Genomic DNA, 23,598 nt, shown 5'->3' on the forward strand with positions numbered 1-23,598 from the left:
TGTTGCTTCTTACATAGCCTTTTCGGTGGCAAGTTTAAGTCCCAGCGCGATGAAGACAACGCCGCTGGTCCGATCAATCCATTTTGAGGCGCGCGAGAAGGCCGCACGCATCTTCGGCGTCGTCATGAAAAGGCTGACACCGACGAACCAGGAGATCAAGGCGGTTGCCATCACAACACCGTAACCAAGCTTCACTTCGGTCGGTGTATGGGCATGAACGACCGTCGAGAAAATCGACAGAAAGAAGAACACTGCTTTCGGATTGAGCGCATTGGCCGCAAAGCCGAGGCCGAACGCCTTGGCGAAGCTCTGCTGCCTATGCGGTTCCTTCGGCGCCGCTTCCACATCGATTTTTGTCGTTCCAGCGCGCAACGCCTTGATGCCGATATAGACCAGATAGGCCACACCGCACCATTTGACGATATTGAACAGATAGATCGACTTGGAAATGATGAGCCCGAGACCCAAAACCGTATAGGTGACATGCATCATCAGGGCGGCGCCAATGCCGAAGCTCGTGATGATCGCCTCGCGACGGCCATGCAGCAGCGACTGCCGGATAACCATGGCGAGATCGGCGCCAGGGGAAACGATGGCAAAGACGAAAATCGCCATCAGGGATGCAAGTTCGAACAGATAGGGATGCATCGCGTTTCCTTCATTGCGCGTGTTTCACGCGCAGGCTGTCATCACAGAACCAAAGCCAGAAGCATGATACCGAGCCCCACCAGACTAATGAGCCAGACGAAGGAACGGAAATAGGGAATGCCCGCCAGATAAAGCGGGATATAGACGATGCGGCCGAAAAACCAGAGCCACGAGCCGACAATCCCCCATCCGGACGGATCGCCTTTCAGCACGAGCGCCAGCGCCAGACCGATGAAAGCCGGATAGGTCTCACGGAAATTGGCAGAGGCCCGCTCCGCGCGCCCGGCAAATTTACCGGAGGGTTTCAAACCCTCGTCGCGCGGACCGGCATTCCATCGAGAGCCGAGTTCCTTCGTCGCCGCAAAGCCCTGCAGGAGGATATGAACCACCAGCAGGACAACGCTCAAGCCGACCAACGGCAGAAACGGAGATGCGGAGAAGACGCCCGGCTCCATCGTTCGTCCTTAGAGATCAAGAACCAGACGTTCCGGATCTTCCAGGCTTTCCTTCACGCGCACGAGGAAGGTCACGGCTTCCTTGCCGTCCACGATGCGGTGATCGTAGGACAGGGCAAGATACATCATCGGACGGATCACGATCTGACCGCCGACGACAACCGGACGTTCCTGGATCTTGTGCATGCCAAGGATACCCGACTGCGGAGCGTTCAGGATCGGCGAGGACATCAGCGAACCGTACACGCCACCATTGGTGATGGTGAACGTGCCGCCCTGCATGTCAGCGACCGAAAGCGTACCGTCGCGTGCTGCCTTGGCAAGACGTCCCAGTTCCTTTTCAACGCCGGCAATCGAAAGCTGGTCGGCGTCACGGATGACCGGAACCACAAGGCCCTTGTCCGTGCCGACGGCCATGCCGACATGGGCGAAGTTCTTGTAAATGATGTCCGTGCCGTCGATCTCGGCGTTAACAGCCGGGATTTCCTTCAGCGCATGGGTCACGGCCTTGGTGAAGAAGCCCATGAAGCCGAGCTTCACGCCATGCTTCTTCTCGAAGACGTCCTTGTACTTGGTGCGCAGTTCCATGACCGCAGACATGTCGACTTCGTTATAGGTCGTCAGCATGGCGGCGGTGTTCTGGGCATCCTTCAGACGCTTGGCGATGGTCTGGCGCAGACGGGTCATCTTCACGCGTTCTTCGCGCGATGCGTCGCCAGCCGACGATGCCGGACGGGCAGCGGCCGGTGCGGCCGGAGCCGGAGTAGCGGAAACACCCTTGGCGATAGCGTCGAGCACGTCGCCCTTCAGCACCTGACCGCGCTTGCCGGAACCGTCCACCTGATCGGCGGAGAGGTTATTTTCAGCAAGCAGCTTGGAGGCAGCCGGGGCAGGCTGCATAGCCGGGCCCGACGAAGCCGAAGCGACAGGTGCTGCAGCCGGTGCAGCGGCAGCAGGCTTGGCTTCTTCCTTCTTCGCAGCAGGCGCCGCAGCGACGGCAGAGCCATCGGTGGAAATCTGGCCGAGAAGCGCATTGACCTCGACCGTGTCGCCTTCCTTGGCCGTGATTTCAGCCAATACGCCAGCAGCAGCAGCCGGAACTTCCACTGTCACCTTGTCGGTTTCCAGTTCCACCAGCGGTTCATCGATGGCGATGGCGTCGCCGACCTTCTTGAACCATTTTCCGATGGTTGCCTCAGTAACGGACTCCCCAAGCGTGGGAACGCGAATTTCGGTGGCCATGGTTTCTTCTTCCGTTGATCTTCAAACTTTAGATTTTGTGTTCAATTCAGGTTGGAGCAGTTCCGAAAAACTGCTCCAGAACTCTAACCCGGATCAGTTACCGAGCGCATCCTCAAGGAAAGCGGCGAGTTGCGCAAGATGCTTCGACATCAGACCCGTTGCAGGCGATGCAGCGGCCGGACGGCCTGCATAGCGCACGCGCTGATGCTTGGCGTCGATATGAGCCAGCACCCATTCCAGATACGGGTCGATGAACGACCATGCGCCCATGTTCTTCGGCTCTTCCTGACACCAGACCATTTCCGCATGGCGGAAGCGTGACAGCTCATTGATGAGTGCCTTGGCCGGAAACGGATAAAGCTGTTCGACACGCAGCAGGTAGACGTCATCGATGCCGCGCTTTTCACGCTCTTCGTAAAGGTCGTAATAGACCTTGCCCGAGCAGAGAACGACGCGACGGATCTTTGCATCCTTCTGAAGCTTGATGCCTTCGTCCTTGTTGTACTGCGCATCGTCCCACAGCAGACGGTGGAACGACGATTCGCCCGACAGTTCGTTGAGGGTCGAAACGGCACGCTTGTGACGCAGCAGCGACTTCGGCGTCATCATGATGAGCGGCTTGCGGAAGTCGCGCTTCATCTGGCGGCGCAGAATATGGAAGTAGTTAGCCGGCGTCGTAACGTTGGCCACCTGCATGTTGTCTTCCGCACACATCTGCAACCAGCGTTCCAGACGAGCCGAGGAGTGTTCCGGACCCTGACCTTCATAACCGTGCGGCAGAAGGCAGACGAGACCGGACATGCGCAGCCACTTGCGTTCGCCAGACGAGATGAACTGGTCGAACACGACCTGTGCACCATTGGCGAAATCGCCGAACTGGGCTTCCCACAGAACCAGAGCGCGCGGGTCGGACAGCGAATAGCCGTATTCGTAGCCCAGCACTGCTTCTTCCGAGAGCATCGAGTTGATGGCCTCGTAGATCGCCTGACCCTTCTGGATATTGTTGAGCGGGATGTAGCGGTTCTGGGTTTCCTGATCGTAGAGAACCGTGTGACGCTGCGAGAAGGTGCCGCGTTCGACGTCCTGACCGGACAGGCGGATCGGGCTGCCTTCAGCAACCAGCGAACCGAATGCCAGCGATTCAGCCGTCGCCCAATCGATCCCTTCGCCCGTTTCCATCATCTTGGCACGGTTGTCGAGGAAGCGCTGGATCGTGCGATGGACGTGGAAGTCCTTCGGCACTTCAACCAGCTTCTTGCCGATTTCCTTGAGCGTCTTCATCGGTACGGCAGTCTTGCCGCGACGCTGTTCGTCGGCATTGTCCGCGGTGCGCAGGCCAGCCCAAGCGCCGTCCAGCCAGTCGGCCTTGTTTGGCTTGTAGCTCTGTCCGGCGTCGAATTCGGTTTCCAGATTTTCGCGCCACTGCGCTTTCATCTGGTCAATTTCTTCCTGCTTGATCAGGCCTTCAGCAATCAGCTTGTCACTGTAGAGCTGAACCGTGGTCTTGTGTGCACGGATCGCCTTGTACATCAACGGCTGGGTGAAGGACGGCTCGTCGCCTTCGTTGTGACCGAAGCGGCGATAGCAGAACATGTCGATGACCACCGGCTTGTGGAAGGTCATGCGGAATTCGGTCGCAACCTTGGCAGCGAACACCACGGCTTCCGGATCGTCGCCATTGACGTGGAAGATCGGCGCTTCGATCATCTTCGCAACATCCGACGGATAAGGCGACGAACGCGAGAAGGCCGGATTGGTGGTGAAACCGATCTGGTTGTTGATGATGAAATGCAGCGTACCGGCGACGCGGTGCCCCTTCAGGCCCGAAAGGCCGAGGCACTCGGCCACAACACCCTGACCAGCAAAGGCAGCATCGCCATGCAGGAGCAGCGGCAAAACCTTGGCGCGCGTTGCAAGCGGAACCATGTCGTCACGGGTGCGACCAGCCAGCAGGTCCTGCTTGGCACGGGCCTTGCCCATCACGACGGGGTTGACGATTTCGAGGTGCGACGGGTTGGCGGTCAGCGACAGGTGGACCTTGTTGCCGTCGAATTCACGGTCCGACGAAGCGCCCAGATGGTACTTCACGTCGCCCGAGCCTTCCACGTCGTCTGGCGCATAGGAGCCGCCCTTGAACTCGTGGAAGATAGCGCGATGCGGCTTGCCCATGACCTGGCTAAGCACGTTCAGACGGCCACGATGGGCCATGCCGAAGATGATTTCCTTGACGCCCATGGCGCCGCCGCGCTTGACGATCTGCTCAAGGGCCGGGATCAGCGATTCACCGCCATCGAGGCCGAAACGCTTGGTGCCCTTGTACTTGACGTCGATGAACTGCTCGAAACCTTCCGCTTCGATGAGCTTCGACAGGATGGCCTTCTTGCCTTCCGGCGTGAAAGCAACCTTTTTATCCGGACCTTCGATGCGTTCCTGAATCCAGGCTTTTTCAGCCGGATCGGAGATATGCATGAATTCGACGCCGATCGTGCCACAGTAGGTACGCTTCAGAATGTCGAGCATTTCCGGCACGGTCGCATATTCGAGGCCGAGCACGTTGTCGATGAAGATCTTGCGGTTGTAGTCAGCTGGCGTGAAACCGTAGTTTTCCGGCTCCAGCTCGTTATAGTCGTTCGGCTTTTCGGAGAGACCGAGCGGATCGAGATTGGCGTGCAGATGGCCACGCATGCGGTAGGCGCGGATCATCATGATGGCGCGAACGCTGTCGCGTGCAGCCTGCGTGATCTCTTCGCTGGTAAGAGCCGCGCCGGTAGCACCCTTCGCTTCGCCCTTTGCAGCCTTGCCTTTCAGCTTGTCGGTGACGTGCTTTTCAACTTCAGCCCAGTTGCCATCAAGCGCGGAAATCAGTTCGCCATTGGCTGCAATCGGCCAGTTTTTCCTGGTCCAGGACGCGCCTTCAGCGTTTTTCTTCACATCGTCGGCATTGTCGCCCAGCTTCGCGAAGAAATCGCGCCACTGCGGATCGACCGAATTCGGATCGTCCTCATACTTGGCGTACAGCTCCTCAATATAGTCGGCATTGCCGCCATAGAGGAATGAGGTAAGGGCGAAAACGTCGTTGGCTTGTTCTTGCCTTGCCATAGCCTATCCGGAGCAGCGCTCCGTCTCCTTGTCAGTGGCTCATCTTGCGCGGGCCGGAAGTTCGAAACTTCATCCCTCACGCCGCCGGGGAGGAACCGCTACAGACCCCGGCATGACTAAACTCTACGCGTCGGAACGGATATCCGTCCCTCTAATCCGGATCACATGACCCGTTGTTATGCTAAACCCGGCAGCGGCTTTCGCCGCCGCCGGGATATTCAGACCGATACGCGATCTCAGCCCTTGAGGACTTCGACCAGCGTCTTACCGAGCTGCGCCGGCGACGGCGACACGCGAATGCCGGCCGATTCCATGGCAGCAATCTTGTCTTCCGCGCCGCCCTTGCCGCCGGAGATCACGGCGCCAGCATGGCCCATGGTGCGTCCGGCAGGAGCCGTACGGCCAGCGATGAAGCCGACCATCGGCTTCTTGCGACCGCGCTTGGCTTCGTCCTTGAGGAACTGGGCCGCATCTTCTTCAGCCGAACCGCCGATTTCACCGATCATGACGATCGACTTGGTTTCGTCGTCGGCCAGGAACATTTCCAGCACGTCGATGAACTCGGTGCCCTTGACCGGATCGCCGCCGATACCGACAGCTGTGGTCTGGCCGAGGCCTTCGTTCGAGGTCTGGAACACTGCTTCATAGGTAAGCGTGCCGGAGCGGGAAACAACACCCACCGAACCCTTCTTGAAGATATTGCCCGGCATGATGCCGATCTTGCATTCTTCAGGGGTCAGGATGCCCGGGCAGTTCGGTCCGAGCAGGCGCGACTTCGAGCGTTCCAGACGCTCCTTGACGCGAACCATGTCCATGACCGGAATGCCTTCGGTGATGCAGACGATGAACGGGATTTCAGCTTCGATGGCTTCGATGATGGCATCGGCAGCACCTGCTGGCGGAACGTAGATCACCGACGCGTCTGCACCTGTGCGTTCCTTGGCTTCGGCAACGGTTGCGAAGATCGGAAGCTTTTCGCCCTTCTGGCCTTCCCAGGTTTCGCCACCCTTCTTCGGATGGATACCGCCGACCATCTGCGTGCCGTAGTAGGCAAGCGCCTGTTCGGTGTGGAAGGTGCCGGTCTTGCCGGTCAGGCCCTGTACGAGAACCTTGGTGTCCTTGTTGACGAGAATGGACATGCCTTAATTCCCCTTCACTGCAGCGACGATCTTCTGCGCCGCATCGTCGAGATCGTCGGCCGAAATGACGTTCAGGCCGCTCTCGTTGATGATCTTCTTGCCGAGTTCGACATTGGTGCCTTCGAGACGGACAACCAGAGGAACCTTGAGGCCGACTTCCTTGACCGCAGCGATCACGCCTTCGGCAATGACGTCGCACTTCATGATGCCACCGAAGATGTTGACCAGAATGCCCTGGACAGCCGGATCAGCGGTGATGATCTTGAACGCAGCCGTCACCTTCTCCTTGGAAGCGCCGCCACCAACGTCGAGGAAGTTGGCAGGTTCTGCACCGTAGAGCTTGATGATGTCCATCGTTGCCATGGCAAGGCCTGCGCCGTTGACCATGCAGCCGATATTGCCGTCGAGAGCCACGTAAGCGAGATCGTACTTGGAAGCTTCGATCTCTTTTTCGTCTTCTTCCGACAGATCGCGCAGTTCCTGAATGTCAGGATGACGGAACAGCGCATTGCCGTCGAACGATACCTTGGCGTCGAGAACGCGCACGCGGCCATCGGTCATGACGATCAGCGGGTTGATCTCGAGAAGGCTCATGTCCTTTTCGGTGAACGCCTTGTAGAGGATCGGGAACAGCTTGACGCCGTCTTCACGAGCCTGACCTTCAAGCTTCAGCGCGTCGGCGAGCTTGCTGGCGTCTTCGTCCGTTACGCCCTTGGCCGGATCGATGGCGACAGTCACGATCTTTTCAGGGGTTTCTTCGGCAACGGCTTCGATGTCCATGCCGCCTTCGGTCGAAACGACGAAAGCCGGACGACCAACGGTGCGGTCGATCAGGATCGAGAGATAGAGTTCGCGATCGATGTCGGCGCCGTCCTCGATGTAAAGACGGTTGACCTGCTTGCCGGCAGGGCCGGTCTGCTTGGTGACGAGCGTGTTGCCGAGCATTTCCTTCGCATTGGCAACCACTTCCTCAACCGACTTGGCGAGGCGCACGCCGCCCTTTGCATCGGCTGGCAGTTCCTTGAACTTGCCCTTGCCGCGTCCACCAGCATGGATCTGGCTCTTGACGACATAAAGCGGTCCGGGAAGCGTCTTTGCCCATTCTTCCGCCTGTTCGACGGAATAGACAGCCACACCATTGGCGATCGGTGCGCCGTAGGTGTGAAGCAGGCGCTTGGCCTGGTATTCGTGAATATTCATCTGGTTGTCCTCTACGGATTCCCGACCGATTCAGCGAGCCGGTACGGCCCGAATCTTCGACCGATAATTGACAGCCGGAAAAGGCCGGAGCCGCACAAATGCGACAATCCGGCCTTGTCTGGAATTTTACTTCAGCGACGGAGCGATGCCGATGCAGGCTTCGCAAAGACCGGCGACCGAAGCCACCGACTTGTCGAATTCAGCCTTTTCGTTCTTGTCGAGATCAATTTCAATGATGCGCTCGACGCCATTGGCACCGATCACGGTCGGCACGCCGACATACATGTCCTTGACGCCGTACTGGCCCGTAAGCTGGGCAGCAACCGGCAGGACGCGCTTCTTGTCCTTGAGGTAGGATTCAGCCATCTGGATGGCCGATGCAGCCGGAGCGTAGAAAGCCGAGCCGGTCTTGAGCAGGCCGACGATTTCCGCGCCGCCGTCACGGGTGCGCTGGATGATCTTGTCGAGCTTGTCCTGGCTGGTCCAGCCCATCTTGACGAGATCCGGCAGCGGGATACCGGCAACGGTCGAGTAACGGGCCAGCGGAACCATGCTGTCGCCGTGGCCGCCCAGCACGAATGCCGTGACGTCTTCAACCGAAACGTTGAACTCTTCCGAGAGGAAATAACGGAAGCGGGCGCTGTCGAGAACGCCAGCCATGCCGACAACCTTGTGCGCCGGAAGACCGGAGAACTTCTGCAGCGCCCAGACCATGGCGTCCAGCGGGTTGGTGATGCAGATGACGAAAGCTTCAGGGGCGTATTTCTTGATACCTGCGCCAACCTGTTCCATCACCTTGAGGTTGATGCCCAGAAGGTCGTCGCGGCTCATGCCCGGCTTGCGCGGCACGCCTGCGGTCACGATGACAACGTCTGCGCCTTCAATTGCTGCGTAGTCGTTGGCGCCGGTGTATTTCGCATCAAAACCGTCAACCGGAGAAGATTCGGCGATATCCAGTCCCTTACCCTGCGGGATGCCTTCCGCAATGTCGAAAAGGACGACGTCGCCGAGTTCCTTCAGACCAGCCAGATGGGCGAGCGTGCCGCCGATCATGCCGGAGCCGATGAGGGCAATCTTGTTGCGTGCCATGATTGTTTCTTTCCTCACTTTTGATCCAGAGACGCATCAAGCCATCCGGAATCCTCGCCGGAAACGCTCAAGCGTTGGAACTGCGAGATAGGACTCTTTGGCGATAAACTCAACTCATTATTTTGCGACTAATGTTTTCAATCGGTTAGAATTAATGGTTCTTACGTAAACGTAAGATAATTTGTCAATATCAAGGCAAAACCACCCTCTCCTACCGCCGCGAACCATCCCCGGCGAAGCGGTGAAGGAGCGACTGGCAAGCTGCCAATTCCAACAACGTTGTGCACCTGTTCAAAACCGGCCCCGATTTAAAACTGATGCCGTATCAGAAGTCCGGCACGAACGCGCCACCGCCTTCCGCATGAATTGCGTGAGCAACATAGCCCACCGGGCTTATAAGTCCAGTCTGTGGCAGTCTGATGATGGGGCAGTCTGATGATGATAGCGGGAAGGGTCGACTTCAACCGGCCTTGCCGGGTGGCTCCGCCAGATAGTCCGCGCTCTGCATCTCGAAAAGACGGGAAGCGGTGCGATCGAACTCGAAGGCCTCCGTGCCCTTGCTGGCGAGATAGAGCTTTTCCGGTTGGGCTTCAGCCGAAATGAACACCCGCGCGTGGTGATCGTAGAGTACGTCGACCAGCAGAATGAAGCGTTTGGCCTCGTTGCGGCGTGAATAGTCCAACACCGGAACATCATCGATGAACAAGGTCGGATAGTGCTTCACGATGGCGATATAGTCCGAGGCACCAAGCGGCTTCGAACAGAGCGCATCGAAAGTGAAGCGTGCCGCACCATGCACGGCACGGGCGACCTCGATGTCGCGCCCCTTGATGCGGATGACATCCGGCTTTTCATGCGCACCGTCCTTTTGCGCCACCCAGGCCGCCTCCATGCGCTTGGTCGTCTCAGAACCCAGCGGTGACAGATAGACCGGCTGGCGGTCGAGCTTTTCGAGGCGGTAATCGGTGCGCGAATCGAGATTGATCACATCGACATGCTGCTTGAGAATATCGATGAAGGGCAGGAAAAGCTGCCGGTTCAGTCCGTCGCGATAAAGATTGTCCGGCGCAACGTTGGACGTCGCCACCAACACCACTCCACGCGCGAACAAGGCACTGAACAGGCGCGACAGGATCATCGCATCGGCAATATCCGTCACGGTGAATTCGTCGAAACACAGCACCCACGCCTGTTGGCTCAAGGCATCGGCGACCGGCGGGATCGGATCGTCCTGCTTGGTCTCGCCACGCTTCAACGCCTGACGATGCGCATAGATGCGCTCGTGCACATCGGCCATAAAATCATTGAAATGCGCGCGACGTTTGCGTTCCACCGGAAGAAGCGAAAAGAACATGTCCATCAGCATGGTCTTGCCGCGCCCGACCTCGCCGTGCACGTAAAGCCCCTTGATGACGCTCGTTGCCTCCTTGCGCTTGCCGAACAGCCAGCCGAGCGCGCTCGACTTGCGTGACAGGCGTTTGGTGCAGATTTCCTCGATCAGCCGGTCATAACGGACGGTGAGTTCGAGTTGAGCAGGATCGGCTTCCACATCGCCCGCCACGACCATCGCATCGTAATGTTCGCGGACGGAGGGGAAGGCTTTCAGATTACCGTCGAAAGACATGATTGCTTCCGTTCAACCTTTCAATTGCAAAAACGGCGGACCATCTCGCGATGATCCGCCTGTCTTTAAGCGAAAGAATGTCTTAGCGCGAAAGCGACACGGCCTGCCCGCCTGAAGTCTGTCCGTCGAAGCGGCTCTGTCCCGAAGAATAGAGCGACGCGACGGTGCCGCCATTCGCATCATAGAGAACGAGCTGCTTGCCGTTGACGGCCCAGGAAGCGAGATTGCCGAGTTCGCCCGGGCAACGCAGCGGACCAGCGCGATAGCCCTGACCATACTTGGTCTGCGGCGTCGCGATCTTGCAGCTCTGGCCGCCAAGCGATGCGTTCCAGACACCGGCGACGGAGCCTGGCGTCAGATCAGGCGCGGATGCCGGCGGCAGGCTTGCAACCTGTGTGCCGGGCTGTGCATTCGGATCCGTGGTCGGAGCCGTCGGGAACTGCGAAGCATTAGGAGAATTAAGGTTGCCCTTCTGCACCGAGCCTGCCGGAGCCGCATTCACGGGCGGCGGTGGCGGTGGTGGCGAAACCGTATCGAGATTGCCGAACCGGGAGCTCTGGCACCCGGCCAGGACAATGCCAGCCGCCGCGAGGCTGAGCAGACTTGCTTTCGAAATTCCCATCTGGTTCTCCATTTCCGCATTTCTCATCAGGGGTGGGGATGCCCCGGACTTCCTACCGAAGCCCTGCAATGTGACAATATTGGACCGATAAAATGGCTATATGGTTAAAAAAGCAACACCGGCACCTGTCATTTTTGCCCCCCAAACCCTTCAAGAATGCTTGAAACCGCTTAATAATCTTGAAACTGGGACAGGAAGGCCACAGTTTCTCCGATATTGGCGCCTCTCCTGCGCGAACATCCGGGCCGCAACTTTTCGCAATCTGTCGCGGGTACTGGCAATTTGCGGGCTTTTCCGCCATATAGACGCTAATTGTCCCATAGGCTTTATCGACCAAAGCCACAGGAAAACGGAACCACGATAGTTATGGCCACCAAGGCAGCCTTCGCCAAGATGAACGGGCTCGGCAATCAGATCATCGTTGCCGACATGCGCGGTCGCGCGGACCGGATAACGCCTGAAGCTGCGATCCGTCTTGCAGGCGACAGCGAAACCGCCTTCGATCAGATCATGGCGATCCACGATCCGCGCACGGCGGGAACCGACAACTATATTGCGATCATCAATTGCGACGGCACGGAAGCGCAGGCTTGCGGCAACGGCACACGCTGCGTCGTTCAGGCGCTGGCCGCCGAGACCGGTCGGCAGGCCTTTACTTTTGAGACCCGCGCCGGAATTCTGACCGCGACCGAACACGAACACGGCCTGATTTCAGTCGATATGGGCAAGCCGCGCTTCGATTGGCAGGACATTCCGCTTGCCGAGGAATTTCGCGATACGCGCATGATCGAACTGCAGGTCGGCCCCATCGACGCGCCGGTTCTGCATTCGCCGTCGGTTGCATCCATGGGCAACCCGCATGCAATCTTCTGGGTCGACCGTGATGTCTGGTCCTATGAGCTGGAAAAATTCGGACCGCTTCTGGAACATCATCCGATCTTTCCGGAGCGCGCCAATATCTCCATAGCCCATGTCACCTCGCCCGAGACAATCGATCTGCGCACATGGGAGCGCGGTGCAGGTCTGACCCGCGCCTGTGGTTCCGCCGCCTGCGCCGCCGCCGTATCGGCAGTGCGCACGCGCCGCACCGGGCGCACAGTCACCGTCAATGTTCCCGGTGGCCCGCTCAGGATCGAATGGCGCGACGACGATCATGTCATGATGACCGGCCCCGCCGAATGGGAATTTTCAGGCACTTTCGATCCTGCGTCCGGCGAATGGAGCCGCGACGCCCAGAATGACAAGCCAACTGACAGGGGTGCAGCCTGATGTCGGTGGAAGTCGTAACATTCGGATGCCGTCTCAACACCTATGAATCAGAGGTGATGAAACGCGAAGCCGATGCCGCCGGACTTGGCGAATTGAAGGATGGCGCGATCATCTTCAACACCTGCGCCGTGACGGCAGAAGCCGTGCGACAGGCGCGTCAGGCGATCCGCAAGGCCCGCCGTGAAAACCCGGAAGCCCGCATCATCGTCACCGGATGCGCAGCACAGACCGAAGCGGACAATTTTGCCGCCATGGACGAAGTCGACCTCATTCTTGGCAATGAGGAAAAACTGAAATCCAATTCCTACCGGATGCTGCCGGATTTCGGCGTCAACCAGTTCGAGAAAGTGCGTGTCAACGACATTATGGAAGTGCGCGAAACCGCAAGCCATATGGTCGATGCCATCGAAGGTCGCGCGCGCGCTTTCGTGCAGGTGCAGAATGGCTGCGATCATCGCTGCACCTTCTGCATTATTCCCTATGGTCGTGGTAATTCCCGCTCCGTTCCGATGGGCGCGGTGGTGGATCAGGTCAAGCGCCTTGTCGGCAACGGTTATGCCGAAGTGGTGCTGACCGGCGTGGACATGACCTCCTACGGTCCCGATCTTCCGGGAAGCCTGCGTCTCGGCAAGCTGGTGAAGACTGTTCTCAACCAGGTGCCGGATTTGCGGCGCCTGCGTCTTTCCTCCATCGATTCCATCGAAGCCGATGACGATCTGATGGATGCGATTGCCAATGAAAAGCGCCTGATGCCGCATCTGCATCTGTCGCTACAGGCGGGCGACGACATGATCCTGAAGCGCATGAAGCGCCGCCACTTACGCGACGATTCGATCCGCTTCTGCGAAACAGTACGTGGGCTTCGTCCTGACATCGTCTTCGGCGCGGACATCATCGCCGGTTTCCCCACCGAAACCGAAGACATGTTCCGGAATTCGCTGAAGATCGTCGAGGAATGCGGACTGTCCCACCTGCACGTCTTCCCCTACAGCGCACGCGAAGGCACCCCCGCCGCCCGTATGCCGCAGGTGCGGCGCGAAATCGTCAAGGAACGTGCGGCACGCCTGCGCGCGGAAGGCGACCGCGCTTATGAAAAACACCTCGGCGCGCTGAATGGCACCTTGCAGCGCCTTCTCGTCGAGAAGGAAGGTATTGCGCGCACCGAAGGCTTTACACTGGCATCGGTGGACAGCGGTGCACCGGGCGAAATCATCGAACGTATCGTGACAGGGCATGACGGTGAAAAACTCCTCACCCGTCAGGCAGAGCCGCAAGCGGCTTAAAGCTTAAGGGCATCAGATTTCATGGCAATGGGTTTCATCAAGAAAATGTTCTCCTTCGGCAAGAAGGAGGTCGAAGAAAAACCAGTCGAACAACCGGCTCCCGATGCCGTGGAAACGGCTTTAGAAACACAACTTCCTGAAACCGTCGAAGCGCCCAAAGAAATCGAAACAGCCGTCGTTGAAGTGGTCGTTTCCGAACCGGAAGTGCCAGTGATCGCCAGCGAGCCTGAGCCGATTGATGCGCCTGCGTCTGAAACGGTTGAGGAAGAAAAGACTGAACCGGAGCATCCGGTTGCCGAGATCGAAATCCCGATTGAACAGCCTCCGGTGATGGAACCAATCGCGGTCGAAGCACCTGCGCCAGAGCCTGCTATTGAACCCGTTGTCGAACCCGAGTCGGAACCTGCTGTCGAACTCGAACAGCCCGAAGTCGCAAAAGCTCCTGATGCACCTGTGGTAGAGGAAGCGGTCGAACCTGCACCTCAGCCGGAACCAGTGAAGCCCAAGAAGGTCAAAGTCGCCAAGGCCGTCGAGGAACATAAGGAAGAAGCGCCGGTTGAGGCAGCGCCTGAGCCAAAGCTGTCCTGGTTCGAGCGTCTGCGTCGCGGCCTGCTCCGTTCATCGAATTCATTGAGCGAATCCATCGGCGGCATTTTCACCAAGCGCAAGCTCGATGACGACACGCTGCAGGATCTCGAAGACGTGCTGATCCAGGCTGATCTCGGGCTTGAAACCGCCATGCGCGTGACCGATGCACTTGCCTCGGGTCGCTACGGCAAGGACGTGACGGGCGAGGAAGTGCGCACCATCATGGGCGCGGAAATCGAAAAGGTTCTAGGCCCGGTGGCAAAGCCGCTGGAGCTTGACCTGTCACACAAGCCGCATGTCATCCTCGTGGTCGGCGTCAACGGCACCGGCAAAACCACCACCATCGGCAAGCTTGCCGCAAAGCTTACCGCAGGCGGCCTCAAGGTCATGCTGGCGGCAGGCGACACATTCCGCGCAGCAGCAATCGAGCAGTTGCATATCTGGGGCGAGCGCACCGGTTCGCCGGTCGTGTCCTCCAAGCTCGGCGCCGATGCGGCAGGGCTTGCCTATGATGCATGGGAAAAGGCCAAGGAAGCCGGCAGCGACGTTCTCATTATCGATACGGCAGGGCGGTTGCAGAACAAGGCCGAACTGATGGACGAGCTTGCAAAGATCGTGCGCGTTCTGGGCAAGCATGATCCGGAAGCGCCGCATACGGTGCTGCAGACACTTGATGCCACCACCGGCCAGAATGCCCTTAATCAGGTCGAAATTTTCAAGAGTATTGCCGGTGTCAACGGTCTGGTCATGACCAAGCTTGACGGCACGGCACGGGGCGGCATTCTTGTCGCCATCTCGGCCAAGCATAAACTGCCGATCTATTTCATTGGCGTCGGCGAAGGTGTCGACGATCTGGAACCCTTTGCGGCCAAGGATTTTGCCCGCGCCATCGCAGGAGTTGCCTGATGGAGCATCCCGTTTTCGAACGCGATCCGTCACAGAAAAGCGAAGCCGAACGCCGGGAAGTCCCGCCGCTGCTCAAGCTGGCGCTGGAACTGGGACCGCTTCTGGTGTTCTTCTTTGCCAATGCGCGTGGCGAAATGCTGATCGAGCGTTTTCCGGTGCTGGCGTCCATCGGCGCACCGATCTTTCTGGCAACGGCACTATTCATGGGCGCGACCGTAATCGCGCTCGCCATTTCATGGACAATGACGCGCACCCTGCCCATCATGCCGCTTGTCTCCGGCATCGTCGTGCTGGTGTTCGGAGCGCTGACGCTCTGGCTGCACAACGACACCTTCATCAAGATGAAGCCCACCATCGTCAACACGCTGTTTGGTGCGATCCTGCTCGGCGGGCTCTTCTTCGGCAAGTCCCTGCTCGGCTATGTGTTTGATTCGGCCTTCCGTCTCGATGCCGAAGGCTGGCGAAAACTGACGCTGCGCTGGGGGCTGTTCTTCATCTTCCTCGCCGTGGTCAACGAGGTTGTCTGGCGGAATTTCACGACCGATGCCTGGGTATCGTTCAAGGTGTGGGGCATTATGCCCATCACCATTGTCTTCACGCTTTTACAAATGCCGCTTATCCAGAAGCATTCACTGACGGAAGACAACAAGACCGCATCATAACGGGAGGACGGACACCATGAACGGGATCGCAGCACGGCTTGAAATCGAACAGTTCATCTGCCGCAGCGACAATTACGGCGCCCTCATCCACGATCCCCAAAGTGCACTGACAGCATCCATCGATGCGCCCGATGCAGCGGCGATCGAGGCCGCGCTGAAACGGCGCGGCTGGACGCTCGATTTCATCTTCACAACGCATCACCATCTCGATCACGTCGAGGGCAATGATGCGCTGAAGGCGAAATACGGCGTCAGCATCATCGGCCCCAAGGCCGAAGAAACAAAGATTCCCGGCATCGACCGCACGGTGAAGGACGGCGACGAATTCACCTTCGGGCTCTTCCGCGTCAAGACCATCGCGACGCCCGGCCATACGGCGGGCGAAGTGTCCTATTACCTTCCCGATGCGAAAGCCGTCTTCACGGGCGATACGCTGTTCGCGCTTGGTTGCGGGCGGCTTTTCGAGGGAACGCCGCTCACCATGTTCCAGTCATTGCAGAAGCTGGTTGCGCTTCCCGGCGACACGGCGGTTTATTGCGGTCATGAATATACCGAAAGCAATGCCCGATTTGCGCTGACCATCGACCCCGCCAATTCCGCCCTCAAGGAGCGTGCCGCCGAGATTGCGCGGCTTCGCGCCGCCGATCGCATGACATTGCCATCAAGCATTGCGCTTGAAATGGCGACCAATCCCTTCCTGCGCTGGCATGATGCAGGCATTCGCAGCCGCCTCGGCCTGCAGGATGCACCCGACGAAGCCGTGTTTGCCGAAATCCGAAAGCGCAAGGATATGTTCTGACATATGCTATTGCTATTGCTATTTGAGAGCGCGAATCGTTCCACAGTTCGAGGATAGAAGAATGACGGTGTTTTCCCGTTTCAAGATTGCAGGCTGCGCCGTTTTCCTCGGCCTTTTCCCCATTGGCCTTTCTCTTGTCGCCGTGCCCGTTTCCACAAGCGTCGCGTTTGCCGACGACCTGCTTGATGTCGCACCGAAGCAGACGCCTGCCGAAATCAACAATTTCAAGCTGAGCGAAGATTTCCTGTCGCGCATGGAAAAAGTGCAGGAACAGCTGGGTGGCATGGAACTTTCAGCGACCGAAGAAGAAGGACAGGATGCCACACCTTCCTTCGACAAGATGGTGAAGAGCGTCGAATCCCGTCCGCAGGTCGTGGAAGTGCTCAAGGCCCAGAACATCACGCCGTCCGATTATATCCTCGGCTATTTCGCCCTGATGAGCAGCCTTGCAGCAGCTGATGCCGAAAGCGAGCCGCAGTTGGTTGATGAGTTGAAGGACATCAATCCCGAGCACCTCGCTTTTGGCAAGCAATATAGCGAACGCATCCGCGTTCTGATCGGCGAGTAACACGGCTCGAAGGAAGAGACACGAACCGGCGGTTTCGCCGGTTCTTTTGTTTTATCGCACCGGTTGCCTCAGAAGCCGCAAAGCATTGATTGTCACAAGAACGGTGGCACCGGTATCGGCCAGAATTGCGGGCCAGAGGCCTGTAATACCCAGCACGGTGGTCACCAGAAAGACAGCCTTCAATCCGAGCGCTATGGCAATATTCTGATGGATATTGCGCATGGTTCGCTTGGAAAGGTCGACCATCGCTGCCACATCGCCAACCCGGCCATGCAGAACCGCAGCGTCCGCCGTTTCCAGCGCCACATCCGTACCGCCGCCCATGGCGATGCCGACATCGGCTGCAGCAAGGGCCGGCGCATCGTTGATGCCGTCACCAACCTTGGCGACGATCAGACCTTCTTTACGCAACTCGCCGACAATACGCTGCTTGTCTTCCGGCAGAAGCTCAGCCCGCACTTCGATCCCGAGATCGCGTCCGATTGCTTCCGCCGTGCGGCGATTGTCACCGGTCAGCATGACGGTGCGAATATTGGCCGCTTTCAATTCCTGCAAACCGGCAATGGCATCAGCGCGCGGTTCATCACGCATGGCGATTGCACCGGCAATCTTGCCATTAGCGACAAGGACAGAAACGGTCTTGCCTTCGTCGTTGCAGGCGGCAATGCGGCTCGCCAGTGCATCCGGAATGGCCGCAATATCATTGGCGGCGCGGCGCGACCCCAGAAACAGGTCCATTTCGCCAACCGCCCCAGACACACCCTTGCCGCCATGGGCCTTGCCCTGCGTGATGACAGACAGTTTCAGGCTGCGCTGTTCTGCAGCACCGACAATCGCCAGCGCCAGCGGATGGCTTGAGCCCGCATCCAGAGACGCGGCAAGACGCAGCACTTCATCCTCGGACAAGTCGCCTGCAAGAACATCTGTCACCTTCGGCTTGCCTTCGGTCAGCGTGCCGGTCTTGTCGAAACAGGCCGCCGTGATCTTGCCGATGGTTTCCAGCACAGCGCCGCCCTTCATGAGAAGGCCGCGCCGGGCACCCGACGACAGAGCCGCTGCAATTGCAGCAGGCGTGGAAATGACCAGCGCACAGGGGCAACCGATCAGAAGGATCGCAAGACCCTTGTAAACCCATTCATTCCAGTCACCACCCGCAACAAGCGGCGGCAGAATGGCGACGAGCGCCGCCACAACCACAACGCCCGGCGTGTAATAGGTCGAGAAACGATTGATGAAACGTTCGGTCGGCGCCTTGGCTTCCTGCGCTTCCTCGACCAGCCGCACAACCCGGGCGATGGTGTTGTCCTGCGCGGCAGCCGTGACCCGGACCCGCAACACACCATCACCATTGATCGTGCCAGCAAAAACCGTGTCGCCTTCGGCCTTCCCGACCGGGGTGCTTTCACCGGTGACCGGCGCTTCATCGACAGCGCTCTCGCCCGTCAGGATTTCACCATCCGCAGGCATACGGTCGCCGGGGCGCACGGAAATCACATCGCCGACCGCCAGACTGTCGGCGGCAACTTCCGTGGTCGCACCATTTCTCTCAAGGAAGGCAGTCTTCGGCACCAGCGCAGTCAGGGATTGAATGCTGGCACGCGCCTTACCTGCAGCAACGCCTTCCAGAAGCTCACCGACCAGAAACAGAAAAACGACGGCTGCAGCTTCCTCGGTTGCGCCGATAAACATTGCGCCGATGGCGGCAATCGTCATCAGCATCTCGATGGAGAATGGCGTGCCGTTGATGGCCGCCATATAGGCACGCTTGGCAATCGGCACGAGACCGATCAGCATCGCAGCCGTGAAGGCCCAAAGCGCGATGGACGGATAAAGATGTCCGACAATATAGGCCGCGACCAGCCCGCCGCCACAGGCCAGCATCATCTGGCCCTTTTTCGAACGCCACCACGGCAGCGGCTTTGTCGGCGCGGTCGCCTTTGGTGCAGAACCGGCCCCGGGCACAACGGTTGTGGCAAGGGCAGTCTTGTAGCCCAGTGCCGTCACTTTGCCGGCGATTTCGTCGCTCTTCGCCGTTCCATCATGATTGACGGTCATTGCGCCATTGGTCACGGAAACGGACACATCCGTCACGCCGGACAGGCGCCGTACGGCAGTATCGATCTTGGCCGCACAGGATGCACAATCCATGCCATCGACCTGAAAGCGGAAACTGTTGGAGGTTACAGCAATAACCTCGTCGTGGGCTTCATGATTGTGTTCATGGGCGTGATCGTGATGATCATGATGGCCGCCGCACGCACCGTGGTCGTGGTCGTGGTCGTGGTCGTGGTCGTGGTGAGAATGATCGTGCGAATGCTCATGCTTCGCCAGTGCTTTTTCCTTGACGGTTTTTTCGGGAGCCATCGGCTCCACACTATAGCCGAGGCTACGCACCTTGCTTGCGATCTTGTCAAGATCGCCTGTTCCATCATGGCTGACGGTCATCGTGCCTGCCGTGACAGAGACGGACACATCCTCGATACCGCGCACGCGCCGCACGGCAGTATCGATCTTGGCTGCGCAGGATGCGCAATCCATGCCGTCGATGCGAAAGCGAATCTGGTTCAATGTTTCACTCATGATCTGCTCTTTTCAGCACTGCTCTTGAATTGTGTTGAGCAAGGTCTACATCCTCTAGTGACTAGAGGAGCAAGCGGAAAATGATCATGAATGTATCGATCGGAGAAGCATCAAAAGCGAGCGGCGTCAAAGTGCCGACGATTCGTTATTACGAGCAGATCGGCCTGCTACCCTCACCGCCGCGCACTGATGGCAATCGCCGCCTCTATGACCGGCAGGATGTCCAGCGGCTGCTTTTCATTCGCCACGCACGCGATCTGGGTTTCGAGGTGGATGCGATCCGCACGCTTCTTGATCTTCAGGATAATCCCGACCAATCATGTTCGGCGGCCGATGCCATTGCACGCGCACGCTTGAGCGATGTCGAACACCGCATCGCAAAACTGCTATCGCTTAAAACCGAACTGCAGCGCATGCTGGAATGCACTGCACATGGCCGCATCGACCAGTGCCGCGTGATCGAAATCCTCGGCAACCATGAGGAATGCGTGCACCCGAAGCATTAACTGGGACCGGCTGCCGGTCAGTTCACCTTGGAAAAACGGGTGGCTTCGATCTTGAGCGTGCCGATCTGCGTGCCGATTCGCGCCACGACGGGCGCATAGATGCCCGAATTGCCGAGCGATGCGAAGGAAATCGTGATCCGGCTGCGATTGCTCAGATAATCGATAGCCTTCTTGCCCTTCTGATATCCGGAAATCGGAACGAACTTTGCCGAGCAGACGACCGATTCGCCGGTAAAGCCGTCGGTCGTGAACGATTCGGTGCCATTGAAGGAAAGCTTGATCTCCGCGCGGGTCTGACCGTCGAAAACGCTCAGCGACCGGTCACAGACCGCCCGACCGCTCTTTGCAGGTATCATGAGCGCGCTCAGCGGATCGCTCACATTGAGAAGGTCCTGCGGTGATGTTTCCACCCACGGGTCGCGCTTTTTCACCGGAGGCTGGTTTTCTGCCGCGACGACATTGCCATTGGCGAAGCGGATCGTCGTGCTCTTGTTCTTGCGGCCATGCTTATAGGCGAGATCGAAGCTCTTCGGCACGACCTTGCCCCCAACGGCGCTCCCGGTAACGTGCACGGTGCCGTCCGTATCGTCGAACACACGCGCCAGACCGGAAGTCAGAAAACGGCCATTGAGATTGTAATTGGCGCCATTGACCGTGGTTTCTATGGCAGACCGCGCAATCGAAAGTCCGAAAATGGAAATATCGTATTCGGTCCGATAAAGATCGTTGGCCCTGGCCGGCCCGCTAGCAATCGTTAATCCCGCAAAGATCAGGCCCGCAAAGGTCAACACACCATAATGCGCCAGCCGCTGCCAGACGGGCTTCAACTCATGCGACGGTTCGATCATGCGCGCATTCCTTTCGCTAAAGCACGTCGTGGAAGAGAGAGACCGTTTTCCATAAAGACATGCGTAAAGACAAAAACTCAAAGCAAATTCGCTTTATCCTATCTTGCGACTTGTTTTTCGCCTGGTCGTCTCCTGATGGTTTTCAACCACATTGAAACGCCCAAAAGTTGCGTGGGATTCTTCGATACAGTATCTGTGTAAGCCAAGCAAAACTGGCGAAGTTATGATCGCAAGCTTTCGTGAAGACCGTGCGAAAGCCGGAAAACCGCGTCTTTGCGCGATGGATACGGAATCTCACTTGACTGCAACGGCTGCTGTCACTATAGAAACGCGACTTTCCCAATAGGCCGCCTGTCCGAGATCGCGCGCCAGCAGCATCAAACTGCGTTGATTGCTTGAATTCGGACATTCGGGTCGGGGCCTGAAGAACGTAATTGAAGGTGAGACCAAAATGTCCCGCGCTTGTGAATTGACCGGCAAGTCGGTCCAGTACGGCAACAATGTCAGCCACGCGAACAACAAGACGCGTCGCCGCTTTCTGCCGAACCTCTGCAATGTTACGCTGATGTCCGAAACGCTCGGCCAGAGCTATCGCCTGCGCGTTTCCGCCAACGCTCTGCGTTCGGTTGAACATCGCGGCGGTCTCGATGCGTTCCTCGTCAAGTCTGACGACAAGGAACTTTCGCAGCGCGCTCGCCTGCTGAAGCGTCAGATCGCAAAGAAGCAGGCTGAAGCAGCAGTCGCTGCCTAAGCTTCCGGCCAAAAATTTCGACAAAAAAGGCCGGCTTTTGTCGGCCTTTTTTGCTGGTTCCATCACCCAGGATAAAAAAATGTCAATCGAGACACCTTCTTATTCCCGGCTTATGCCTGCGATACTGGCTATGTGCGTGGCAGTTGCCGCGTCGAACATACTTGTCCAATATCCATTCCAGCATTTTGGCCTCGGTGAAGTGCTGACCTACGGCGCCTTCACCTACCCCATCGCCTTTCTGGTCAATGACCTGACGAATCGCCGCTTCGGCCCCGCTGCCGCGCGCAAGGTCGTCTATGCCGGCTTCGTGCTTGGCGTCATCATGTCGGTCTGGCTCGCCACGCCGCGTATCGCGATTGCCTCCGGCTCCGCTTTCCTTCTCGCACAGCTGATGGACATCACAGTCTTCGACCGCCTGCGTCGCAAGACCTGGTGGAAGGCTCCCTTTGCTGCCGCCATGTTCGGTTCGGTGCTCGATACAATCCTGTTCTTCTCGATTGCCTTCGCAGCCGGCTTCGCCTGGATCGACAAGCTGACCGGAATGCCCGATTCGTCGCTTGCCGAACCGGCATCCTTCCTCGGCCTTGGCGTGCCGCTCTGGGCATCGCTTGCTTTCGGCGACTTCTTCGTGAAGGTCATTATGGGAACGCTGATGCTGATCCCCTATGGCGCAATCCTCGCCGTCTTTGCCCCGACGCTTTACGCGCCAAACCGGACAAACGCTGGCTGATATTCTCGAGGATTCACGATCCGTTGAACGCAACGAAAACCGGTTTTCCTCAATAAATATCCCCTGTATGAACCGCTCTCCGACAGACCGCAGGTTTTTCCTGCGGTCTTTCTTTATCGGAACGGATTTCTATATTACGTATAGAAAGCAAAAGACGCCTGAAATTATTCAAGCGTCGGCTTTCCTCTTTCGGTTTGACTATATTTATATTTAGGTAAGGATTGATTAGATGTCCTTGAATAAGGAAAAGCTTCCACTCGTCATTATTACCGGCGCAAGCTCAGGCATTGGCCTTGCCACTGCAAAAATGTTTGCCCATCGCGGTCATCCATTGCTGCTTCTGGCGCGCCGACTGGACGCGATGGAAAAGCTCAACCTGCCAGACACGCTCTGCAAATCCGTCGACGTCACTGACCGGAAGGCGCTTGTGGCAGCCGTCCAGGAAGCCGAAGCCAAGTTCGGTCCTGCCGATGCTATCATCAATAATGCCGGTGTGATGTTGCTGGGTGAAGTGAGCAAGCAGAACCCGGATGAATGGGACCGGATGCTGGAGGTCAATGTCAAAGGCCTTCTCAACGGCATTCATGCTGTCTCGGCTGGCATGGCTGCGCGCAAGCACGGCACAATCATCAACATCAGCTCGGTGGCTGGCCGCAAGACCTTCGCCAATCATGTCGCCTATGTTGGCACGAAGTTCGCCGTGCACGGCATGTCGGAAAACCTGCGCGAAGAACTTTCGCCACATAATGTCCGTGTCGTGACGATCGCGCCGGGCGCCGTGGAAACGGAACTTCTGAGCCATACCAGCGACGCCGGTATCAAGGCCGGTTACGAAACATGGAAGAAAGAAATGGGCGCGCCCGTGCTTTCAGCCGACGATGTGGCTCGCGCCATTCTCTATGCCTATGAACAGCCCCAGGGCGTGTGCATACGCGAAATCGTTCTGGCTGCAACCAAACAGCAGGCATGAAAAAGGGCGCTTCAAGCGCC

General features: G+C 58.0%; 21 protein-coding genes. 10 read left to right on the top strand and 11 right to left on the bottom strand.

Translation table 11 applies throughout. The features are described 5' to 3' along the window. Positions 1-9: 9 nt before the first annotated feature. The 9 genes from ABDF71_RS00500 to ABDF71_RS00540 form a co-directional block, all read right to left on the bottom strand. Positions 10-648, bottom strand: a complete 639-nt coding sequence (locus tag ABDF71_RS00500) for a LysE family translocator (RefSeq protein WP_151555398.1) — start codon at positions 646-648, stop codon at positions 10-12. 41 nt (positions 649-689) lie between these two features. Then, a complete protein-coding gene (locus tag ABDF71_RS00505) occupies positions 690-1,103 on the bottom strand; it encodes an MAPEG family protein (RefSeq protein WP_151663723.1) in 414 nt (137 codons plus the stop codon). A 9-nt stretch (positions 1,104-1,112) separates the two neighbouring features. After that, positions 1,113-2,345: a 2-oxoglutarate dehydrogenase complex dihydrolipoyllysine-residue succinyltransferase gene (odhB, locus tag ABDF71_RS00510; RefSeq protein WP_151663722.1), complete on the bottom strand. Its 1,233-nt coding sequence runs from the start codon at positions 2,343-2,345 to the stop codon at positions 1,113-1,115. A gap of 93 nt (positions 2,346-2,438) precedes the next feature. Continuing rightward, positions 2,439-5,444 (bottom strand): 2-oxoglutarate dehydrogenase E1 component, encoded by a 3,006-nt coding sequence (locus tag ABDF71_RS00515; RefSeq protein WP_010657592.1) that lies wholly within the window; start codon positions 5,442-5,444, stop codon positions 2,439-2,441. A gap of 236 nt (positions 5,445-5,680) precedes the next feature. Beyond that, positions 5,681-6,583, bottom strand: a complete 903-nt coding sequence (gene sucD / locus ABDF71_RS00520) for a succinate--CoA ligase subunit alpha (protein ID WP_010657593.1) — start codon at positions 6,581-6,583, stop codon at positions 5,681-5,683. Positions 6,584-6,586: 3 nt separating this feature from the next. Beyond that, positions 6,587-7,783: an ADP-forming succinate--CoA ligase subunit beta gene (gene sucC, locus ABDF71_RS00525; RefSeq protein WP_010657594.1), complete on the bottom strand. Its 1,197-nt coding sequence runs from the start codon at positions 7,781-7,783 to the stop codon at positions 6,587-6,589. A gap of 126 nt (positions 7,784-7,909) precedes the next feature. Further along, on the bottom strand, positions 7,910-8,872 hold the full coding sequence (gene mdh / locus ABDF71_RS00530) for a malate dehydrogenase (RefSeq protein ID WP_010657595.1): 963 nt from the start codon (positions 8,870-8,872) through the stop codon (positions 7,910-7,912). Between the two features lie 460 nt (positions 8,873-9,332). After that, complete coding sequence (zapE, locus tag ABDF71_RS00535) at positions 9,333-10,496, bottom strand: cell division protein ZapE (protein WP_012091129.1); 1,164 nt, start codon at positions 10,494-10,496, stop codon at positions 9,333-9,335. 82 nt (positions 10,497-10,578) lie between these two features. Continuing rightward, positions 10,579-11,118, bottom strand: a complete 540-nt coding sequence (locus ABDF71_RS00540; protein ID WP_010657597.1) for a protease inhibitor Inh/omp19 family protein — start codon at positions 11,116-11,118, stop codon at positions 10,579-10,581. 366 nt (positions 11,119-11,484) lie between these two features. Here ABDF71_RS00540 and dapF point away from each other — a divergent pair, with 366 nt between their 5' ends. The 6 genes from dapF (at position 11,485) to ABDF71_RS00570 (ending at position 17,193) form a co-directional block, all read left to right on the top strand. Then, positions 11,485-12,387 (top strand): diaminopimelate epimerase, encoded by a 903-nt coding sequence (gene dapF, locus ABDF71_RS00545; RefSeq protein ID WP_500060790.1) that lies wholly within the window; start codon positions 11,485-11,487, stop codon positions 12,385-12,387. Next, positions 12,387-13,670 carry a tRNA (N(6)-L-threonylcarbamoyladenosine(37)-C(2))-methylthiotransferase MtaB gene (gene mtaB / locus ABDF71_RS00550; RefSeq protein WP_010657599.1) on the top strand — a complete coding sequence of 428 codons (1,284 nt, stop codon included), beginning with the start codon at positions 12,387-12,389 and terminating at the stop codon, positions 13,668-13,670. The genes dapF and mtaB overlap by 1 nt, the downstream gene beginning before the upstream one ends. Positions 13,671-13,691: 21 nt before the next feature. Beyond that, positions 13,692-15,164: a signal recognition particle-docking protein FtsY gene (gene ftsY, locus ABDF71_RS00555; RefSeq protein WP_500060792.1), complete on the top strand. Its 1,473-nt coding sequence runs from the start codon at positions 13,692-13,694 to the stop codon at positions 15,162-15,164. Then, positions 15,164-15,826 (top strand): septation protein A, encoded by a 663-nt coding sequence (locus ABDF71_RS00560; protein WP_010657601.1) that lies wholly within the window; start codon positions 15,164-15,166, stop codon positions 15,824-15,826. The genes ftsY and ABDF71_RS00560 overlap by 1 nt, the downstream gene beginning before the upstream one ends. Positions 15,827-15,842: 16 nt before the next feature. Further along, positions 15,843-16,625, top strand: a complete 783-nt coding sequence (gloB, locus tag ABDF71_RS00565; protein WP_151663719.1) for a hydroxyacylglutathione hydrolase — start codon at positions 15,843-15,845, stop codon at positions 16,623-16,625. Positions 16,626-16,686: 61 nt separating this feature from the next. Then, positions 16,687-17,193: a hypothetical protein gene (locus ABDF71_RS00570; RefSeq protein WP_061344549.1), complete on the top strand. Its 507-nt coding sequence runs from the start codon at positions 16,687-16,689 to the stop codon at positions 17,191-17,193. A 51-nt stretch (positions 17,194-17,244) separates the two neighbouring features. Here ABDF71_RS00570 and ABDF71_RS00575 read toward each other — a convergent pair whose 3' ends face one another. Continuing rightward, positions 17,245-19,773: a heavy metal translocating P-type ATPase gene (locus tag ABDF71_RS00575; RefSeq protein ID WP_500060795.1), complete on the bottom strand. Its 2,529-nt coding sequence runs from the start codon at positions 19,771-19,773 to the stop codon at positions 17,245-17,247. Between the two features lie 80 nt (positions 19,774-19,853). On the opposite strand from ABDF71_RS00575, the gene ABDF71_RS00580 reads away from it, so the two are divergent. Continuing rightward, positions 19,854-20,279 (top strand): MerR family transcriptional regulator, encoded by a 426-nt coding sequence (locus tag ABDF71_RS00580; RefSeq protein ID WP_012091121.1) that lies wholly within the window; start codon positions 19,854-19,856, stop codon positions 20,277-20,279. Positions 20,280-20,296: 17 nt separating this feature from the next. Here ABDF71_RS00580 and ABDF71_RS00585 read toward each other — a convergent pair whose 3' ends face one another. After that, entirely contained in the window at positions 20,297-21,127 is an 831-nt protein-coding gene (locus ABDF71_RS00585; protein ID WP_029929652.1) for a DUF3108 domain-containing protein, read from the bottom strand. A 451-nt stretch (positions 21,128-21,578) separates the two neighbouring features. On the opposite strand from ABDF71_RS00585, the gene rpmB reads away from it, so the two are divergent. From rpmB to ABDF71_RS00600, 3 genes are all read left to right on the top strand, one after another. Beyond that, positions 21,579-21,878: a 50S ribosomal protein L28 gene (gene rpmB / locus ABDF71_RS00590; RefSeq protein WP_010657607.1), complete on the top strand. Its 300-nt coding sequence runs from the start codon at positions 21,579-21,581 to the stop codon at positions 21,876-21,878. 79 nt (positions 21,879-21,957) lie between these two features. After that, positions 21,958-22,608 carry a queuosine precursor transporter gene (locus ABDF71_RS00595; protein ID WP_029929650.1) on the top strand — a complete coding sequence of 217 codons (651 nt, stop codon included), beginning with the start codon at positions 21,958-21,960 and terminating at the stop codon, positions 22,606-22,608. Between the two features lie 229 nt (positions 22,609-22,837). Further along, positions 22,838-23,578: an SDR family oxidoreductase gene (locus ABDF71_RS00600; protein ID WP_151663717.1), complete on the top strand. Its 741-nt coding sequence runs from the start codon at positions 22,838-22,840 to the stop codon at positions 23,576-23,578. Positions 23,579-23,598: the final 20 nt, after the last annotated feature.

Origin of the sequence: Ochrobactrum sp. WV_118_8 (genome assembly GCF_039631535.1) — a bacterium.
GTDB lineage: Bacteria > Pseudomonadota > Alphaproteobacteria > Rhizobiales > Rhizobiaceae > Brucella > Brucella anthropi.

Bases quoted from the DNA above. Each gene is read 5' to 3' on its own strand.
- ABDF71_RS00500 (WP_151555398.1), bottom strand. From the start codon at position 648: ATGCATCCCTATCTGTTCGAACTTGCATCCCTGATGGCGATTTTCGTC.
- ABDF71_RS00505 (WP_151663723.1), bottom strand. From the start codon at position 1,103: ATGGAGCCGGGCGTCTTCTCCGCATCTCCGTTTCTGCCGTTGGTCGGC.
- odhB (WP_151663722.1), bottom strand. From the start codon at position 2,345: ATGGCCACCGAAATTCGCGTTCCCACGCTTGGGGAGTCCGTTACTGAG.
- ABDF71_RS00515 (WP_010657592.1), bottom strand. From the start codon at position 5,444: ATGGCAAGGCAAGAACAAGCCAACGACGTTTTCGCCCTTACCTCATTC.
- sucD (WP_010657593.1), bottom strand. From the start codon at position 6,583: ATGTCCATTCTCGTCAACAAGGACACCAAGGTTCTCGTACAGGGCCTG.
- sucC (WP_010657594.1), bottom strand. From the start codon at position 7,783: ATGAATATTCACGAATACCAGGCCAAGCGCCTGCTTCACACCTACGGC.
- mdh (WP_010657595.1), bottom strand. From the start codon at position 8,872: ATGGCACGCAACAAGATTGCCCTCATCGGCTCCGGCATGATCGGCGGC.
- zapE (WP_012091129.1), bottom strand. From the start codon at position 10,496: ATGTCTTTCGACGGTAATCTGAAAGCCTTCCCCTCCGTCCGCGAACAT.
- ABDF71_RS00540 (WP_010657597.1), bottom strand. From the start codon at position 11,118: ATGGGAATTTCGAAAGCAAGTCTGCTCAGCCTCGCGGCGGCTGGCATT.
- dapF (WP_500060790.1), top strand. From the start codon at position 11,485: ATGGCCACCAAGGCAGCCTTCGCCAAGATGAACGGGCTCGGCAATCAG.
- mtaB (WP_010657599.1), top strand. From the start codon at position 12,387: ATGTCGGTGGAAGTCGTAACATTCGGATGCCGTCTCAACACCTATGAA.
- ftsY (WP_500060792.1), top strand. From the start codon at position 13,692: ATGGCAATGGGTTTCATCAAGAAAATGTTCTCCTTCGGCAAGAAGGAG.
- ABDF71_RS00560 (WP_010657601.1), top strand. From the start codon at position 15,164: ATGGAGCATCCCGTTTTCGAACGCGATCCGTCACAGAAAAGCGAAGCC.
- gloB (WP_151663719.1), top strand. From the start codon at position 15,843: ATGAACGGGATCGCAGCACGGCTTGAAATCGAACAGTTCATCTGCCGC.
- ABDF71_RS00570 (WP_061344549.1), top strand. From the start codon at position 16,687: ATGACGGTGTTTTCCCGTTTCAAGATTGCAGGCTGCGCCGTTTTCCTC.
- ABDF71_RS00575 (WP_500060795.1), bottom strand. From the start codon at position 19,773: ATGAGTGAAACATTGAACCAGATTCGCTTTCGCATCGACGGCATGGAT.
- ABDF71_RS00580 (WP_012091121.1), top strand. From the start codon at position 19,854: ATGATCATGAATGTATCGATCGGAGAAGCATCAAAAGCGAGCGGCGTC.
- ABDF71_RS00585 (WP_029929652.1), bottom strand. From the start codon at position 21,127: ATGATCGAACCGTCGCATGAGTTGAAGCCCGTCTGGCAGCGGCTGGCG.
- rpmB (WP_010657607.1), top strand. From the start codon at position 21,579: ATGTCCCGCGCTTGTGAATTGACCGGCAAGTCGGTCCAGTACGGCAAC.
- ABDF71_RS00595 (WP_029929650.1), top strand. From the start codon at position 21,958: ATGTCAATCGAGACACCTTCTTATTCCCGGCTTATGCCTGCGATACTG.
- ABDF71_RS00600 (WP_151663717.1), top strand. From the start codon at position 22,838: ATGTCCTTGAATAAGGAAAAGCTTCCACTCGTCATTATTACCGGCGCA.